Below are 15,248 nucleotides of genomic sequence, written 5' to 3' on the forward strand. Positions count from 1 at the left end.
CGGGACGTGTGCCGACCGACAAGGGCTACCGCGTCTTCGTCGACCACCTCGCCGAGCTGCGACCGCTCAGCACTGCCCAGCGCAACGCGATCGCCACATTCCTCGAGGCCCCTGCCGACCTCGACGACCTGCTCGCGCGCACTGTGCGCGTGCTCACGCAGGTCACCGGCCAGGTCGCCCTCGTGCAGTACCCGTCGTTCGAGCGCGCGAACGTGACGCACATCGAGCTCGTGCACCTCGGCGGCCCGCGCGTCGTCGTCATCCTCGTCACCGACACCGGTCGTGTGTCCCAGCGGATCGCGAGCCTCGGGACCGACCTCGACGACGCGGATGTCGCGACCCTCCGCGCCCAGGTCTCGGTGCTGGTCACGGGTGGCTCGGTGCAGGAGGGCCTCGGCAAGATCGCCCACACCCTCGCCGAGACGTCCACCCGTTCACCGCGAGAGGATGCTGCCTCGCGCGCGCTACTCGCTGCTGTCGCCGAAGAGCTCGAAGAGTTCCGTCAGGATCGTCTCGTGATGGCGGGTGCCGCGAACCTGGCGCGACGCGAGTCCGACTTCCAGGGCAGCATCTACCCGCTGCTGGAGGCGATCGAGGAGCAGGTGACCCTGCTCAAGCTCATGACCGAGATGGCGGCCGACGCCGAGGGCCTGGCGGTCTCCATCGGCCGCGAGAACGAGGCGTTCGGGCTGAGCGAGGCATCCGTCGTGACGAGCGGCTATGCCGGCACGATCGGCGAGGCACGCCTGGGTCTGCTCGGGCCCACGCGCATGGACTACGCGACCAATCTCAGCGCCGTGCGCGCCGTGGCTCACTATCTGAGCCGACTCATGGCCGACGACGAGCGCGCGCGATGACGAATACGACCCTGCCCGCTTCGCGGGCGGAGAGGTGACTGTGGCCGACCACTACGAGGTGCTGGGCGTCGAACGCGACGCGAGCCCCGAGGACATCAAGAAGGCGTATCGACGGCTGGCCCGCCAGCTGCACCCCGACGTCAACCCGAGCCCCGAGGCGGCGGAGCAGTTCAAGCTCGTCACCCACGCGTACGACGTGCTCAGTGACGCCGATCAGCGCCGCGCCTACGACATGGGCGGCGAGACGGGATCGCCGTTCGGCGGCGCCGGGTTCGGCGGCTTCAGCGACATCTTCGACACCTTCTTCGGCGGGGGCGGTGGGAGCCGGGCCCGCGCTCGTTCTCGCCGGGAGCGCGGCCAGGACGCGCTCGTGCGCGTGACGCTCGATCTCGCCGACGTCGTGTTCGGCGCGCATCGCGACCTCGAGGTCGACACCGCTGTGCTCTGCGAAACCTGCCAGGGCTCGTGCTGCCAGCCGGGGACGGCTCCCGTCACCTGCGATATCTGCCACGGCACCGGACACATCCAGCGCACGGTGCGCAGCCTCATCGGCAACGTCGTCACCCAGCAGCCCTGCGCGAGCTGCCAGGGCTACGGCACGACCATCCCGTACCCGTGCGCCACCTGCCAGGGCCAGGGACGCGTGCGCTCGCGTCGCACGGTCTCGGTCGACATCCCGGCCGGCGTCGAGACGGGCCTGCGCCTGCAGCTGCCGGGCTCCGGTGAAGTGGGACCCGCCGGGGGCCCGAACGGCGACCTCTATCTCGAGGTGACGGTCGCCCCGCACGACATCTTCAGCCGCGACGGCGACGACCTGCTCGCGACGCTCGAGATCTCGATGCCCGACGCGGTGCTGGGAACGACAACCCTGATCGACGCGCTCGACGGGCCCGTCGAGCTCGAGCTGCGCGCAGGGGTGCAATCGGGCGACGTGCTCACGATCAAGGGCCGCGGCGTCTCGCCGCTGCGCGGCAGCGGCCGCGGCGACCTGCGCATCGGCGTGCATGTGCTCACGCCCTCTCGCCTGGACGCGAAGGAACGCGCCCTCATCGAGGAGTTCGCCCGCAAGTCGAAGGCGCCGGAGCCGCAGCTGGCGCAGTTCCACCAGGGCCTCTTCGCGCGGCTGCGCGACCGGTTCCGGAACGGCTGATCCGTGGCGCTCCACTTCGTGGACGATGCCGCCGCCGCCGCGGGGGCCGGTGACACCGTCTCACTCACCGGGGCCGAGGCACATCACGCCGCCGCGGTGCGGCGTGTGCGCCCGGGGGAGAAGGTCACTGTCGGCGACGGCCGCGGCGTGTGGCTCACCGGCACCTGCGAATCGGTCTCACCGAAGCTCGTCGTCGTGCGCATCGACGACCGACGGGTGGATGCCCCGCCCGCCACCCGTCTGCGCCTCGTACAGGGCCTCGCCAAGGGCGATCGCGACGAGCTGGCCGTGCAGGCCGCCACTGAGCTCGGGGTCGACGAGATCGTGCCGTGGCAGGCAGCCCGCAGCGTCTCCCGCTGGGACGCGGGCAAGGCCGTCAAGGGACGGGGCCGCTGGGAGGCGATCGCCCGGGAGGCGGGCAAGCAGGCCCATCGTGCGTGGCTCCCCGAAGTGAGCCCGCTCGTGACCACCCGTGAGCTCGCCGGCCGGGGTGCGGCATCCCGTCTTCTCGTGCTCGAGCCGACCGCGAGCGTGCGCCTCGCCGACGCCGTGAGCAGCGACCTCGCCGATGTGACCTTCATCGTCGGCCCCGAGGGGGGAATCGCCCCCGACGAGCTGACCGCGCTCGCGGACGCGGGGGCGGAGCTCGTCCGACTCGGCGACACCGTGCTGCGCACCTCGACCGCCGGCCCCGCGGCGCTCGCCGCCGTGTCGGTGCTGCTCGGGCGCTGGTGAGACGGGCGCCGGTAGACTCGTTCCTATGAGCGAAGCCTCCGTGTTCAGTCGCATCCTCGCGCGTGAGATCCCCGCCGAGATCGTGGCCGAGACCGACACCCTCTTCGCGATCCGCGACATCGCGCCGCAGGCGCCCGTGCACCTGCTGGTCATCCCGAAGACGGCCGAGTACCGCGATGTCGCCGAGCTCGCGGCCGCCGACCCCGCTCTGCTGGCGGAGATCGTCGCGCTCGCCTCCGAGCTCGCCGCCCAGCACGCCGACGGCGACTTCCGACTCGTCTTCAACACGGGCGCCGGCGCCGGCCAGACGGTGTTCCACGTGCACGCACACGTGCTCGCGGGCGACCTGTCGGAGCAGGGGCTCGGTGCCTGACTCCGAACCCGTCACCCGCCGCCTCCTCGCGGACGGCGTCGCCATGGTGCGTCTGCTCGGCCCGCAGGACCGCCTGCTGCGCGTCGTCGAGCGCGCGCACCCCGACGTGCAGGTGCTCGTGCGCGGCAACGAGATCACCCTCACCGGCGAGGCGGATCCCGTCGCTCGCGCCGCCGAGCTCGTCGAGGAGCTGCTGCAGATGACCCGCAACGGCGTCGACCTGGATGCCGCGGGTGTCGCGTCGTCTGACCGCATGCTGCGCACCGACGGGTCACCCCGTCCGTCCGAGGTCATGGGGGAGGCGATCCTGTCCTCCCGCGGCAAGGTGATCCGCCCGAAGACCGCAGGGCAGAAGGCGTACGTCGACGCGATCGAGGAGAACACGATCGTCTTCGGCATCGGGCCGGCCGGCACGGGCAAGACGTACCTCGCGATGGCGAAGGCGGTGCAGGCCCTGCAGCGCAAGGAGGTCTCCCGCATCATCCTGACGCGGCCCGCCGTCGAGGCGGGGGAGCGGCTCGGTTTCCTCCCCGGAACCCTCACCGACAAGATCGACCCGTACCTTCGGCCGCTCTACGACGCGCTCAACGAGATGATGGACCCCGAGATCGTGCCGAAGCTCATGGCGTCGGGCACGATTGAGGTCGCGCCGCTCGCCTACATGCGCGGGCGCACGCTGAACGACTCGTTCGTGGTGCTCGACGAGGCACAGAACACGACTCCCGAGCAGATGAAGATGTTCCTCACGCGTCTCGGGTTCGGCACGCGCATGGTCGTCACGGGCGACATCACGCAGATCGACCTGCCGCAGGGCGCGTCGGGCCTGCGGCTCGTGACCCGCGTGCTGTCGAACATCGACGACATCCACTTCTCCTACCTGACCAGCGACGACGTCGTGCGCCACACGCTCGTCGGACGCATCGTCGACGCCTACACCGAGTACGACGAACGTCGACTCGCCTCCCGCCGCGAGCGGGATGAGGCATCCGAGTTCGCGGGGCGCGTCGAGCGACGCACCGCCGCCCGCGGGGGCTCCCCGCGGGACCACCTTCCGAAGCGGGGACGCACATGACCATCGAGATCACCAACGAGTCGGGGGTGGCTGTCGACGAGACCGTGCTGCTGCGTCTCATGGAGCACAACTTCGCGGAGCTGCACATCAGCCCCGACGCCGACGTGGCGATCCTGCTGGTCGACGAGGGCGCGATGGAGTCGCTGCACGTGCAGTGGATGGACGAGCCCGGCCCGACCGACGTGCTCAGCTTTCCGATGGACGAGCTGCGGCCCGGCACCGAGGAGCAGCCCACCCCGCCGGGCCTGCTCGGCGACATCGTGCTGTGCCCGCAGGTCGCCGAGACCCAGGCACGTGAGGCGTCGCCCGTGCATTCCACGCAGGACGAGCTCGTGATGCTCACCACCCACGGCCTGCTGCACCTCCTCGGGTACGACCACGCCGAGCCCGACGAGGCGAAGGAGATGTTCGGCCTGCAGCGCGACCTCATCATCGCCTTCGCGCACTCCGAGCGTCGACGACCGGCGTCATGACCGTCGCGCTCCTGCTGGTCGCCGCGGTGCTGCTTGTCGCCTTCGGCGGACTCATGGCGGCGATCGACGCGGCACTCTCGGTCACCTCGACGCAGGATCTCGACGAGCTCGCCGAGGGCGCACGGTCGTCTGCGGCGCTCCATCGCATCGCCGCGGACCCCGCGGCGCACGCGAACTCGGTGGTCTTCATCCGCGTCCTTGCTGAAACCGGCGCCGCGGTGCTCACCGCCGCGGCCTTCATGCTCTGGTTCGACGACATCTGGTGGGCGCTGCTCGCGGCGGTCGTGCTGATGACCATCGCGTCGTTCGTGCTCGTAGGCACCTCGCCCCGGTCGGTCGGGCGTCGCAACGCGGCGGGGCTCCTGCGTGGCAGCGCCGGGCTCGTGCGCGGCATCCGTCTTCTGCTCGGCCCGATCGCGCACCTGCTCGTGATCCTCAGCAACCGGGTTACCCCGGGTGGGGCGCGGGCATCGAGCTTCACCTCCGAGGAACAGCTGCTGAGCATGGTCGACGAGGCCGCGCTGCAGGACCTCATCGAGGAGGACGACCGCGAGCTGATCCACTCCGTGTTCGAGTTCACCGAGACCTACGTACGCGAGGTGATGGTGCCGCGCACCGACATGGTCACGATCGGGGCGGATGCCTCCACCCGCGCCGCGATCGCGTTGTTCCTCGATCGCGGGGTGTCCCGCATCCCGGTGATCGGCGAGGACGGCGATGACGTACGAGGCGTGCTGTACCTCAAGGACCTGGTGCAGATCGCCTTCCGCGACGGTACGGTCGCGAGTGCGGTGCCGGTGGCGGGCATCGCCCGTCCGCCTGTGTTCGTGCCCGAGTCGATGCGCGCCGAGACACTGCTGCAGCAGATGAAGCGCGACGCGGTGCACGTGTGCATGGTCGTCGACGAGTACGGCGGGATCGCCGGGCTCGTGACCCTCGAGGACATCATCGAGGAGCTCGTGGGGGAGATCGCCGACGAGTATGACCCCCGCGCAGACGAGGTGGTCGAGGTGCGCCCCGGAACGTTCCGGGTGAGCGCCCGCCTCGGCCTCGACGAGGTCGGCGAGCTGTTCGGGCTCGACCTCGACGATGAGGATGTCGACTCCATCGGAGGACTGCTCGGCAAGGCGCTCGGTCAGGTTCCGCAGCCGGGCGCGACGGCCGAGGCGCTGGGGCTCCTGCTCACCGGCGGCACCTCTCGCGGCCGCGGCCGCGGACTCGCGACGGTGTTCGTGACGCGTGCAGCCGATGCCGCGGCATCCGCCCCCGAGGAACACGCGACCGACGAGCACCCCGCCGGATCGAAGAAGAAGCGCACAGCGAAGGCGGCCCGCGCATGACCGAAGACAGCCCGTACCGCAGCGGTTTCGTCACCTTCGTCGGGCGGCCCAACGTCGGCAAGTCGACGCTGACGAACGCGCTCGTGGGCGAGAAGATCGCGATCACGAGCGACAAGCCGCAGACCACGCGGCGAGCGATCCGCGGCATCGTCGACCGTCCCGACGGCCAGCTCGTCGTCGTCGACACCCCGGGCGTGCACCGTCCGCGCACTCTGCTCGGGCAACGTCTCAACGACCTCGTCGAGGACGTGCTCGGCGACGTCGACGTCATCGCCTTCTGCGCGCCGGCCGGGGAGCGCGTCGGTCCCGGTGACCGCCGCATCGCCGCCTCGCTCGACGGCTACCCGCGCTCGCGCAAGGTCGCCCTCGTCACCAAGACCGATGCGGCGTCGCGCGACGAGGTGCTGGAGCGTCTCGCCGAGGTCGACGCGCTGCGCGACGACTGGGCCGCCGTCATCCCCGTCTCCGCGCTCACCGGTGCTCAGCTCGATGTGCTGGCGGACGAGCTGCTCGGCCTCATGCCCCAAGGCCCGGCGCTGTACGAGCACGGCGTCGTCACCGATGAGTCCGAGAGCGATCGCGTGGCGGAGATCATCCGCGAGGCGGCACTGCGCGACGTGCGCGAAGAGCTTCCGCACTCGATCGCCGTGGTCGTGCAGGAGATGGGCCCGCGCGAGGACTCTGATCTGATCGACGTGTTCGCCGACATCGTCGTCGAGCGCGACAGTCAGAAGGCGATCATCATCGGCCGCAAGGGCGCGCACCTGAAGGATGTCGGCGCCCGCGCCCGCACGCAGCTCGAGGGCCTCCTCGGCTCGCGGGTCTATCTGTCGCTGCACGTGCGCGTCGCCCAGGAGTGGCAGCGCGACCCCAAGCAGCTCGGCCGGCTCGGGTTCTGACGCGGGGTCGCGGCATCCGTCATCGACCGGGGCTCACCCGGGTGTAGCCTGGTCGCATGCGTGCGGGTGATCTCCTCCTCCTTAGCTGCCGCGGCGGGGCCTAAACCTAGGGCCACCTCGTCGCGGAGCTTGTCGTCGGCCCGCCACATCCCACACGAGGAAAGACGATCATGGAGAACACCCAGAAGGCATCGGCTCTGCCGATCCACAAGTACCGCCCGTATCACGAGCAGATCCGCGTCGACGTGCCGGACCGCACCTGGCCCGACGCCCGCATCACCCAGGCGCCGCGCTGGTGCGCCGTCGACCTGCGCGACGGCAACCAGGCGCTCATCGACCCGATGAGCCCCGAGCGCAAGCGCGTCATGTTCGACCTGCTGGTGCGCATGGGCTACAAGGAGATCGAGGTCGGGTTCCCGAGCGCCAGCCAGACCGACTTCGATTTCGTGCGTCAGCTCATCGACGAGAACCTGATTCCCGACGACGTCACTATCCAGGTGCTGACCCAGGCGCGCGAGCACCTCATCGAGCGCACCTACGAGGCGATCGCCGGGGCGAAGCAGGCGATCGTGCACCTGTACAACTCGACGAGCATCCTGCAGCGCGACGTCGTGTTCCGCACCGACACGCAGGGCGTCATCGACATCGCCCTCGAGGGCGCGCGCCTGTGCCGCGAGTTCGAGAAGCGCATCCCCGAGACGGCCGTCTACTACGAGTACTCGCCCGAGAGCTACACCGGCACCGAGCTGGAGTTCGCGGCCGAGATCTGCAACGCCGTGCTCGACGTCTTCGAGCCGACGCCCGAGCGCAAGGTCATCATCAACCTGCCCGCGACCGTGGAGATGGCGACGCCCAACGTGTACGCCGACTCCATCGAGTGGATGAACCGCCACCTGGCGTACCGCGAGAACGTCATCCTGTCCCTGCATCCTCACAACGACCGCGGTACGGCGATCGCCGCCGCCGAGCTCGGCTACATGGCCGGTGCCGACCGCATCGAGGGCTGCCTGTTCGGCAACGGCGAGCGCACGGGCAACGTCGACCTGGTCGCCCTCGCGATCAACCTGTTCACCCAGGGCATCGACCCGCAGATCGACGTCAGCGACATCGACCAGGTCAAGCGCACGGTCGAGTACTGCAACCAGCTGCCGGTGCCCGAGCGCAGCCCCTGGGCCGGCGACCTCGTCTTCACCGCGTTCAGCGGCTCCCACCAGGACGCCATCAAGAAGGGCTTCGAGGCGATGGCCGCCCGCGCCGAGCGCGAGGGCGTGTCGGTCGACGACCTGGAATGGGCCGTGCCGTATCTGCCCGTCGACCCGAAGGACCTGGGCCGCTCGTACGAGGCGGTGATCCGCGTGAACTCGCAGTCGGGCAAGGGCGGCGTCGCCTACCTGCTCAAGAGCGACCACGCGCTCGACCTGCCCCGGAAGCTCCAGATCGAGTTCTCGGGCGTCGTACAGGCGAAGACCGATGCCGAGGGTGGCGAGCTCACGAGCTCCCAGATCTGGGAGATCTTCCGCGACGAGTACCTGCCGGCGGATGCCGCCGACGAGCGCTGGGGCCGCTTCGAGCTGTTGTCGACGCGTACGCAGAGCGATGTGGGCGGTCAGCTGCGGCTCGACGTCACGCTGCGCGACGGCGAGGAGCGCACCGCGGCGGACGGCATCGGCAACGGACCGGTGGCGGCCTTCCTCGCCGTGCTGCACGAGCGCGGCTTCGACGTCACGCTCTACGACTACGTCGAGCACGCGATGAGCGCCGGCGGGGACGCCCAGGCGGCGGCCTACGTCGAGCTGCAGATCGACGGGGAGCGCCTGTGGGGCGTCGGCGTCGACGGCGACATCTCGACCGCCTCGCTGAAGGCCATCGTCTCGGCGGTGAACCGCGCCATCCGCGCCCGCGAGCGCGAGGGCGCCCTCACCGCGGTGTGACCCGGGGTCGCCGTCGGGTCAGTCGCTCTCCGGTCGCACGATCGGAATAGCGGATGTCTCGACGGCGACCTTTCGCCTGTAGAGCATGTGCTGCTCGGGCAGCGACAGATCGAAGATCACGGCGAGGATACGGATCACCGCCGTCACGAGGAATCCGGCGACTGCGGATCCGACGATCGGCACACCGAACGCGTTGAGCGCTACGACCGTCGTGCAGCCCACCCCGGCCGCGACCGCATAGAGCGACCCGACGTGCATGATCGCCACCGGGAGCCCCATCATCACGTCGCGCAGCACACCGCCGCCGACCGCCGAGCAGACGCCCACGAAGATCGCCGGCACGACGGGCAGCCCGAGACCGAGCGCCTTCGTCGTTCCGAAGGCACCGAAGAGCCCGATCACCAGGGCGTCGAGCGTGACGATCACAGAGTTGAGCTTTTGCAACGGCCCGGCGAGCAACATCCCGAGCAGCGCCGCGCCGACGCCGATCAGCAGATACCAGTTGGTCTGCAGCGGAGCGGGCGTGACGTTCAGCAGCAGATCGCGGATGAGACCGCCGCCCATGCCCATGAGGATTCCGATCAGGGCCACACCGAGCAGGTCCAGACGTCGTTGCCCCCGGAAACCGGAGGCGAACAAGGCCCCCTGAACTCCGCCGAGACCCACGGCGAGCAGATCGGCCCAGAGCGGGATGGTGAAGGTCGGCTCGGTCACGCGTCCATTGTCGCAAGGCGCGACGATAATCGATGCGTGCCCACTTACCGCGACGAGGTCGTGGTCCTGCGCACCCAGAAACTGGGGGAGGCGGACCGCATCGTCACCCTCCTCGGTCGGCAGCACGGGCGCATCCGCGCGGTCGCCAAGGGGGTGCGCCGCACGTCCTCGCGCATCGGCGCGCGGCTCGAGCCCTTCATGGTCGCCGACGTGCAGATCTACAAGGGCCGCACGCTCGACATCGTCCAGCAGGCGGAGAGTCTCGCCACCTACGGGGCCGACATCGTCGGCGACTACGACCGCTACGTCGCCGCGAGCGCGATGGTCGAGACCGCCGACCGGCTGGGAGAGGCCGAGGCGACTCCGCAGCAGCACATCCTCCTCCTCGGCGGCCTTCGCTCCCTGAGCCGCGGCGACCACCACCCCCGCAGCGTGCTCGATTCGTACCTGCTGCGGGCGCTCGCGATGTCCGGGTGGTCGCCCGGCCTCGACGACTGCGCTCGCTGCGGACGACCCGGACCGCACTCGTCGTTCCTCGCGCACGGCGGCGGGATGCTCTGCTCGTCGTGCGCACCGGCCGGCTCCGTGCGTGTCACCGCCGACGTGCTCGCCCAGTTGCGTGCGCTGCTGCGCGGCGAGTGGGACGTCGTCGATGCGGTGTCCGACGCCGACCGCGCCGCGGCATCCGGTCTGGTCGCGGCGTTCACCCAGTGGCAGCTCGAGCGCGGCATCCGCTCACTCGCCCACGTAGAGTCGGGGCGATGACTCCGAAGCCCTTCACCCACAAGGATGCGGTCGCGTACCGTCCGATCGACTGGACAGGCGTCCACCCGCCGGCGTTCCCCGCCGGATCGGTGCCGAACCATGTGGCGATCGTGATGGACGGGAACGGCCGCTGGGCGAACCGCCGCGGCCTCACGCGGGTCGAGGGACACAAGGCAGGGGAGGCGGCGCTGCTCGACGTCGTCGCGGGCGCCATCCAGGCCGGCGTGAAACATCTCTCGGTCTATGCGTTCTCGACCGAGAACTGGTCGCGCTCACCCGACGAGGTGCGGTTCCTGATGGGGTTCAACCGCGACGTGCTGCACCGCCGGCGAGACCAGCTCAATGAGTGGGGCGTGCGGGTGCGGTGGGCCGGGCGTAAGCCGCGCCTGTGGGGCTCGGTGATCTCCGAGCTGCAGTTCGCCGAGCAGCTCACCCGTGACAACGACGTGCTCACGCTGACGATGTGCGTGAACTACGGGGGGCGCGTGGAGCTGGTCGACGCGATGCGCTCCATCGCCGACGACGTGGCCGCGGGGCGGGTGCGTCCGAGCGCCGTCAGCGAGAAGCTCATCCGCCGGCGGCTCTACCAGCCCGACATGCCCGACGTCGACCTGTTCGTGCGCTCGAGCGGCGAGCAGCGCACCTCGAATTTCCTGCTGTGGGAATCGGCCTATGCGGAGTTCGTCTTCCTCGACACACTCTGGCCCGACTTCTCACGCACCGACCTCTGGCAGGCGATCGGACTCTACCTGTCCCGCGACCGTCGGTTCGGTGGCGCGATCGACACCCCGACCGCCTGACGGTCAGTACTCGACGGCGACCGCGTTCGCGCTCTCGGACAGCGGGATGGTCTTGCCGCCCGGGAAGAGCTGCTCGTCGGTGAACGAGTACTGACGCTGCACCCAGGCGCCGAAGCCGCGGCGTTGGAGGCACGCCTGGTCGGTGGCGCAGCCGATGATCTTGTCGTTGGCCGCGTACGCCCGGTACGCCAGGAGCTTCGTCGTCAGGGCTGCGCCGGTGATGTTGGCCGGCTGGAGATGCACGGGGTATCCCTCGAAGTAGCGCATCTTGGCGAGGTCGTACCCGGCCTTCTTCGCCGCTTCGCGGGTGAACGTGCCCACCGTGCTGTGGTCGGGATGATCGCCCTGCCAACCCTGCGCGGCAATGCTCGGGATCAGCGTTCCCACCATGGCGGGATGGAACATCGTGATGAGGTCGGCCAGGGAGTCCCGCAGACTCACCGCCGACACCGCATCACCGCCGCCCACCGGGGTGAGCTTGTCGACGCGGCCGTCGAGGAGCATCCGGATCGTGACGGACCCGGTCGTCCGGAAGCCCTTGCCCTTCAGCCCCCCGTCGGGCAGGTGGAAGAAGAGCACCGAGACGTTCGCCGCGTCGACAGGGACGTACTGGGTGAGCTGCACTCCCGATGCGAGGGTCACGGTGGACTGCGTCCACTCGGCCGAGCTCCCGCGCATGACGTTGTACGCCTTGAGGATCCCGAACTCACGAGCCTTGACGTAGGAGGCACCGAGGCCGCCGTCACCCGCGGTCACATAGGCCGTCCGGGCGCAGAATCCGCTCGAGATCGCTCCCTGCAGCGTCGGGTTCGCGAAGATCAGGTCATCGTCGTAGTGGGCCCAGACCGACAGCACCGTCTCGCCCTCGCATGTGGTGACGAGCGATCCCGGCGCAGGATCCGAATTCACGACCGGCGCCGGCGCGGGAAGAGCGGGCCCGAGCGGCGTGGCCGAGGCGGACGGAGCGATCCCGCCCGGAGTCGAGAACGCGGTCGGCCACCACTGCGCGCGCGTCTGCACCGCTACCACGACCGCGCCGACAACTGCTGCGGCGACGATCACGACCGTCGATGCGAACAGGATGCGACCTATGCGGCGGCGCGCGCGAGCACCCATGCCGTTCCTCTCTCCCACCCCGATCCCCATCGGGCCCGCATCATGCTGACATATGCGCTCCCGGCGCGCCCGACACGACGCTGTGAATCCTGCTCACAGCGCGGGAATAGTCGGCGAAGCCGCAGGCGTTGCACCCGTCATGACGGACGCCATCTCGATCGACGTGTGGAGCGACATCGCCTGCCCCTGGTGCTACATCGGCAAGCGCAACCTCGAGAAGGGACTGGCGGACGCGGCATCCGATGACGACGCGCCCGTGACGACGGTCACGTTCCACTCGTTCGAGCTGTCTCCCGACACGCCCGTGGACTTCGAGGGTGACGAGATCGACTTCCTCGCCGGACACAAGGGGATGCCGCGGGACCAGGTCTCGCAGATGCTCTCGAACGTGACGGGCGTGGCCGCGAACGCGGGACTGGAGTACCGCTTCGACCTGCTGCGTCACACGAACACGGTGAAGGCGCACGAGCTGCTGCACTTCGCGAAGCAGGCCGGACGCCAGCACGACATGGCGGAGCGCCTCATGTCGGCCTACTTCACCGAGGGGCGCCACGTCGGACGTATCGACGACCTCGTCGACCTCGCGACGGAGATCGGGCTCGACGGCGACGCCGTGCGCGACGCGCTCGAGACCGAGCGGCACCTGCCCGACGTGCGGGCCGATCAGGCGCAGGCCCAGGCCTACGGCATCAACGGCGTGCCGTTCTTCGTCATCGACGGCAAGTACGGCGTCAGCGGCGCGCAGCCGCCGGAGGCGTTCGCCCAGATCGCGCGCCAGGTGTGGGCGGAGCGGCGGGGCGCGGCATCGGCTCTCTGACCGTCGCCGAGATCAGGCGGGGAGTGCCGCCTCGATGACCGACACGACCGCCCGGTCGTCGGGCTTCGTCGACGGACGGAAACGGTGCACGTCTCCCGTGGGCGTGAGCACGAACTTCTCGAAGTTCCAGTGCACGAGTCCCCGCTCGCCCTCGGGGTTCCTGGCCTTCTTCAGCGCCTTGTAGAGCGGCGCGACACCCGGTCCGTTGACCTTGATCTTCGCGTTGATCGGAAAGCTCACACCCCAGGTCGCGGAGCAGTACTCCAGGATCTCCTCGATCGAGCCCGGCTCCTGACCCATGAACTGGTTGCAGGGGAATCCGACGACGCTGAAGCCCCGCTCGCCGTACTCTCGCTGCAGCTGCTCGAGCGCCTCGTACTGCGGGGTGAGTCCGCACTTCGACGCGACGTTCACGACGAGGAGGACTTTGTCGCCGTAGTCGGCGAGCGTGCGCTCGGCCCCCTCGGCGTCGAGGAACGGGATGCTGCGCAGGTCTGCGCTGTCGGTGGCGGCCATGTGCCCAGCGTAGGCGCGGCGGGCCGCGGGAGGGTCGCCGTCTGGGAGAATGTCGGGGTGACCACGATCGCCCCCGCCACCCGGCCGTTGCAGATCGGTGCGCTCACCCTCGACGCCCCGGTCGTGCTGGCGCCGATGGCGGGCATCACGAACACCGCGTTCCGGCGGCTGTGTCGCGAGTACGGCGCAGGTCTCTACGTCAGCGAGATGATCACGACGCGCGCGCTCGTCGAGCGGAACGCCACGACGATGCGGCTCATCACGCACCACGAGTCCGAGACCCCGCGGTCGATCCAGCTGTACGGAGTCGATCCCGCGACCGTCGGCGCGGCCGTGAAGCTCCTCGTCGACGAGGACCGCGCCGACCACATCGACATGAACTTCGGATGCCCCGTCCCCAAGGTCACCCGCAAGGGCGGGGGAGCGGCGCTCCCCTGGAAGAAGGACCTCTTCGCCGACATCGTCACCCAGGCCGTCCGCAACGCCGGTGACGTGCCGGTCACTGTGAAGATGCGCAAGGGCATCGACGACGACCATCTCACCTATCTCGACGCCGCCCGCACGGCCGAGCGCGCCGGGGTGTCGGCGATCGCGTTGCACGCGCGCACGGCCGCGGAGTTCTACTCGGGGTCCGCCGACTGGAGCGCGATCGCGCGTCTGAAGGACGAGATCCGTTCGGTGCCGGTGCTCGGCAACGGCGACATCTGGAGCGCCGACGACGCCGTGCGCATGATGGCGGAAACCGGATGCGACGGCGTCGTCGTCGGCCGCGGCTGTCTCGGCCGACCGTGGCTGTTCGGCGACCTCGCCCGCACGCTCGGCGGCGAAGACGCGGCCTACGGCGAGCCCGTGGATGCGACCCTCGGCTTCGTCGCTCGCGCGTTCCGCCGGCACGCGGAACTACTGGTCGAGTTCTTCGAGGACGAGGACCGCGGATGCCGCGACATCCGCAAGCACGTGGCCTGGTACTTCAAGGGCTATCCGGTGGGCGGGGAGCTGCGCGCGCAGCTGGCGACGGTGTCGTCGCTCGACGAGATCGATGCACTGCTCGCGACCCTCGATCTCGACGCGCCCTATCCGGGAGCCGCCGCCGAGGGACAGCGCGGTCGCGCGGGAACCCCGAAGCGTCCCGCCCTGCCCGACGGATGGCTCGACAGCCGGGAGATCCCCGCCGATGAGTCGTGCGCCCTCGCCGACGCCGAACTGGAGCACAGTGGCGGCTGAGGCATCCGCGCTCGGTGTCGCCCTCGGGCGCCCGAGCGGCTACGACGATCGGGACGCGGAGCGCTTCGTCCCCGAGCAGCACCGCTCGCAGCGCGACGATTTCGCGCGCGACCGGGCGCGGGTGCTGCACTCCGCGGCGTTGCGCCGCCTCGGCGCGAAGACCCAGGTGCTCTCGCCTGCCAGCCCTGCGGATTTCGCCCGTAACCGGCTGACCCACTCGCTCGAGGTCGCCCAGGTCGGTCGAGAGCTCGCCCTCGCCCTGCGCCTCGCGCCCGACGTGGTCGACACCGCCTGCCTGAACCACGACCTCGGGCATCCGCCCTTCGGACACAACGGCGAACGGGCCCTCAACGACTGGGCCGAGGACATCGGCGGGTTCGAGGGCAATGCGCAGACGATGCGCATCGTCACCCGGCTCGAGCCGAAGGTGTTCGACGAGGAGGGGCATTCCGCGGGCCTCAACCTC

Annotated in this window: 17 protein-coding genes; 14 read left to right on the top strand and 3 right to left on the bottom strand. The window is 69.9% G+C overall.

Annotated elements, in window-relative coordinates; translation table 11 throughout:
• From ASG00_RS09000 to leuA, 9 genes are all read left to right on the top strand, one after another.
• The coding region (locus ASG00_RS09000) for an HrcA family transcriptional regulator (RefSeq protein WP_056208768.1) at positions 1 to 857 on the top strand (857 nt) is incomplete at its 5' end.
• Between the two features lie 40 nt (positions 858 to 897).
• The gene (dnaJ, locus tag ASG00_RS09005) at positions 898 to 2,007 is read left to right on the top strand and encodes a molecular chaperone DnaJ (protein WP_045246852.1); all 1,110 of its coding nucleotides are present in this window, start codon (positions 898 to 900) and stop codon (positions 2,005 to 2,007) included.
• Between the two features lie 3 nt (positions 2,008 to 2,010).
• Positions 2,011 to 2,742, top strand: coding sequence for a 16S rRNA (uracil(1498)-N(3))-methyltransferase (locus tag ASG00_RS09010; RefSeq protein ID WP_056208770.1), 732 nt, complete (start codon positions 2,011 to 2,013; stop codon positions 2,740 to 2,742).
• 25 nt (positions 2,743 to 2,767) lie between these two features.
• Positions 2,768 to 3,115: an HIT domain-containing protein gene (locus ASG00_RS09015; RefSeq protein ID WP_056208775.1), complete on the top strand. Its 348-nt coding sequence runs from the start codon at positions 2,768 to 2,770 to the stop codon at positions 3,113 to 3,115.
• A gap of 43 nt (positions 3,116 to 3,158) precedes the next feature.
• Positions 3,159 to 4,187, top strand: a complete 1,029-nt coding sequence (locus tag ASG00_RS09020) for a PhoH family protein (RefSeq protein WP_082483192.1) — start codon at positions 3,159 to 3,161, stop codon at positions 4,185 to 4,187.
• Positions 4,184 to 4,660: an rRNA maturation RNase YbeY gene (ybeY, locus tag ASG00_RS09025; protein ID WP_056208780.1), complete on the top strand. Its 477-nt coding sequence runs from the start codon at positions 4,184 to 4,186 to the stop codon at positions 4,658 to 4,660. The genes ASG00_RS09020 and ybeY overlap by 4 nt, the downstream gene beginning before the upstream one ends.
• A complete protein-coding gene (locus tag ASG00_RS09030; protein ID WP_056208783.1) occupies positions 4,657 to 6,000 on the top strand; it encodes a hemolysin family protein in 1,344 nt (447 codons plus the stop codon). Before ybeY ends, ASG00_RS09030 begins: the two co-directional genes overlap by 4 nt.
• Positions 5,997 to 6,899, top strand: coding sequence for a GTPase Era (gene era, locus ASG00_RS09035; RefSeq protein WP_056208786.1), 903 nt, complete (start codon positions 5,997 to 5,999; stop codon positions 6,897 to 6,899). The genes ASG00_RS09030 and era overlap by 4 nt, the downstream gene beginning before the upstream one ends.
• A 170-nt stretch (positions 6,900 to 7,069) precedes the next feature.
• Positions 7,070 to 8,830 carry a 2-isopropylmalate synthase gene (leuA, locus tag ASG00_RS09040; protein WP_056208789.1) on the top strand — a complete coding sequence of 587 codons (1,761 nt, stop codon included), beginning with the start codon at positions 7,070 to 7,072 and terminating at the stop codon, positions 8,828 to 8,830.
• A gap of 18 nt (positions 8,831 to 8,848) precedes the next feature.
• Here the strand turns inward: leuA and ASG00_RS09045 are convergent, their stop codons facing one another.
• A complete protein-coding gene (locus ASG00_RS09045; RefSeq protein WP_056208792.1) occupies positions 8,849 to 9,544 on the bottom strand; it encodes a trimeric intracellular cation channel family protein in 696 nt (231 codons plus the stop codon).
• Between the two features lie 36 nt (positions 9,545 to 9,580).
• Here ASG00_RS09045 and recO point away from each other — a divergent pair, with 36 nt between their 5' ends.
• Together recO and ASG00_RS09055 are read left to right on the top strand one after the other, a co-directional pair.
• Positions 9,581 to 10,309 (top strand): DNA repair protein RecO, encoded by a 729-nt coding sequence (recO, locus tag ASG00_RS09050; RefSeq protein ID WP_056208794.1) that lies wholly within the window; start codon positions 9,581 to 9,583, stop codon positions 10,307 to 10,309.
• Positions 10,306 to 11,109, top strand: coding sequence for an isoprenyl transferase (locus ASG00_RS09055; protein ID WP_056208797.1), 804 nt, complete (start codon positions 10,306 to 10,308; stop codon positions 11,107 to 11,109). The genes recO and ASG00_RS09055 overlap by 4 nt, the downstream gene beginning before the upstream one ends.
• A 3-nt stretch (positions 11,110 to 11,112) precedes the next feature.
• Here ASG00_RS09055 and ASG00_RS09060 read toward each other — a convergent pair whose 3' ends face one another.
• Complete coding sequence (locus tag ASG00_RS09060) at positions 11,113 to 12,171, bottom strand: PIG-L family deacetylase (RefSeq protein ID WP_162238381.1); 1,059 nt, start codon at positions 12,169 to 12,171, stop codon at positions 11,113 to 11,115.
• A gap of 193 nt (positions 12,172 to 12,364) precedes the next feature.
• Between ASG00_RS09060 and ASG00_RS09065 the strand changes: the two genes are divergently transcribed.
• Complete coding sequence (locus ASG00_RS09065) at positions 12,365 to 13,042, top strand: DsbA family oxidoreductase (protein ID WP_056208803.1); 678 nt, start codon at positions 12,365 to 12,367, stop codon at positions 13,040 to 13,042.
• A 12-nt stretch (positions 13,043 to 13,054) separates the two neighbouring features.
• Here ASG00_RS09065 and ASG00_RS09070 read toward each other — a convergent pair whose 3' ends face one another.
• Complete coding sequence (locus ASG00_RS09070) at positions 13,055 to 13,558, bottom strand: glutathione peroxidase (RefSeq protein ID WP_056208805.1); 504 nt, start codon at positions 13,556 to 13,558, stop codon at positions 13,055 to 13,057.
• Positions 13,559 to 13,615: 57 nt separating this feature from the next.
• On the opposite strand from ASG00_RS09070, the gene dusB reads away from it, so the two are divergent.
• Together dusB and dgt are read left to right on the top strand one after the other, a co-directional pair.
• A complete protein-coding gene (gene dusB / locus ASG00_RS09075; protein ID WP_056208808.1) occupies positions 13,616 to 14,782 on the top strand; it encodes a tRNA dihydrouridine synthase DusB in 1,167 nt (388 codons plus the stop codon).
• A partial coding sequence (dgt, locus tag ASG00_RS17885) for a dGTP triphosphohydrolase (protein ID WP_235559477.1) occupies positions 14,772 to 15,248 on the top strand: 477 nt, incomplete at its 3' end. The genes dusB and dgt, both read left to right, overlap by 11 nt.

The sequence above is a fragment of the Microbacterium sp. Leaf351 genome, assembly GCF_001423825.1.
In the GTDB taxonomy this organism is placed as follows: Bacteria; Actinomycetota; Actinomycetes; order Actinomycetales; family Microbacteriaceae; genus Microbacterium; species Microbacterium ginsengisoli.

What these genes read in the sequence shown, in the direction of transcription:
- ASG00_RS09030 (WP_056208783.1), top strand. Translation starts at nt 4,657, where the DNA reads ATGACCGTCGCGCTCCTGCTGGTCGCCGCGGTGCTGCTTGTCGCCTTC.
- ASG00_RS09055 (WP_056208797.1), top strand. Translation starts at nt 10,306, where the DNA reads ATGACTCCGAAGCCCTTCACCCACAAGGATGCGGTCGCGTACCGTCCG.
- era (WP_056208786.1), top strand. Translation starts at nt 5,997, where the DNA reads ATGACCGAAGACAGCCCGTACCGCAGCGGTTTCGTCACCTTCGTCGGG.
- ASG00_RS09070 (WP_056208805.1), bottom strand. Translation starts at nt 13,558, where the DNA reads ATGGCCGCCACCGACAGCGCAGACCTGCGCAGCATCCCGTTCCTCGAC.
- ybeY (WP_056208780.1), top strand. Translation starts at nt 4,184, where the DNA reads ATGACCATCGAGATCACCAACGAGTCGGGGGTGGCTGTCGACGAGACC.
- ASG00_RS09015 (WP_056208775.1), top strand. Translation starts at nt 2,768, where the DNA reads ATGAGCGAAGCCTCCGTGTTCAGTCGCATCCTCGCGCGTGAGATCCCC.
- leuA (WP_056208789.1), top strand. Translation starts at nt 7,070, where the DNA reads ATGGAGAACACCCAGAAGGCATCGGCTCTGCCGATCCACAAGTACCGC.
- ASG00_RS09065 (WP_056208803.1), top strand. Translation starts at nt 12,365, where the DNA reads ATGACGGACGCCATCTCGATCGACGTGTGGAGCGACATCGCCTGCCCC.
- ASG00_RS09020 (WP_082483192.1), top strand. Translation starts at nt 3,159, where the DNA reads ATGGTGCGTCTGCTCGGCCCGCAGGACCGCCTGCTGCGCGTCGTCGAG.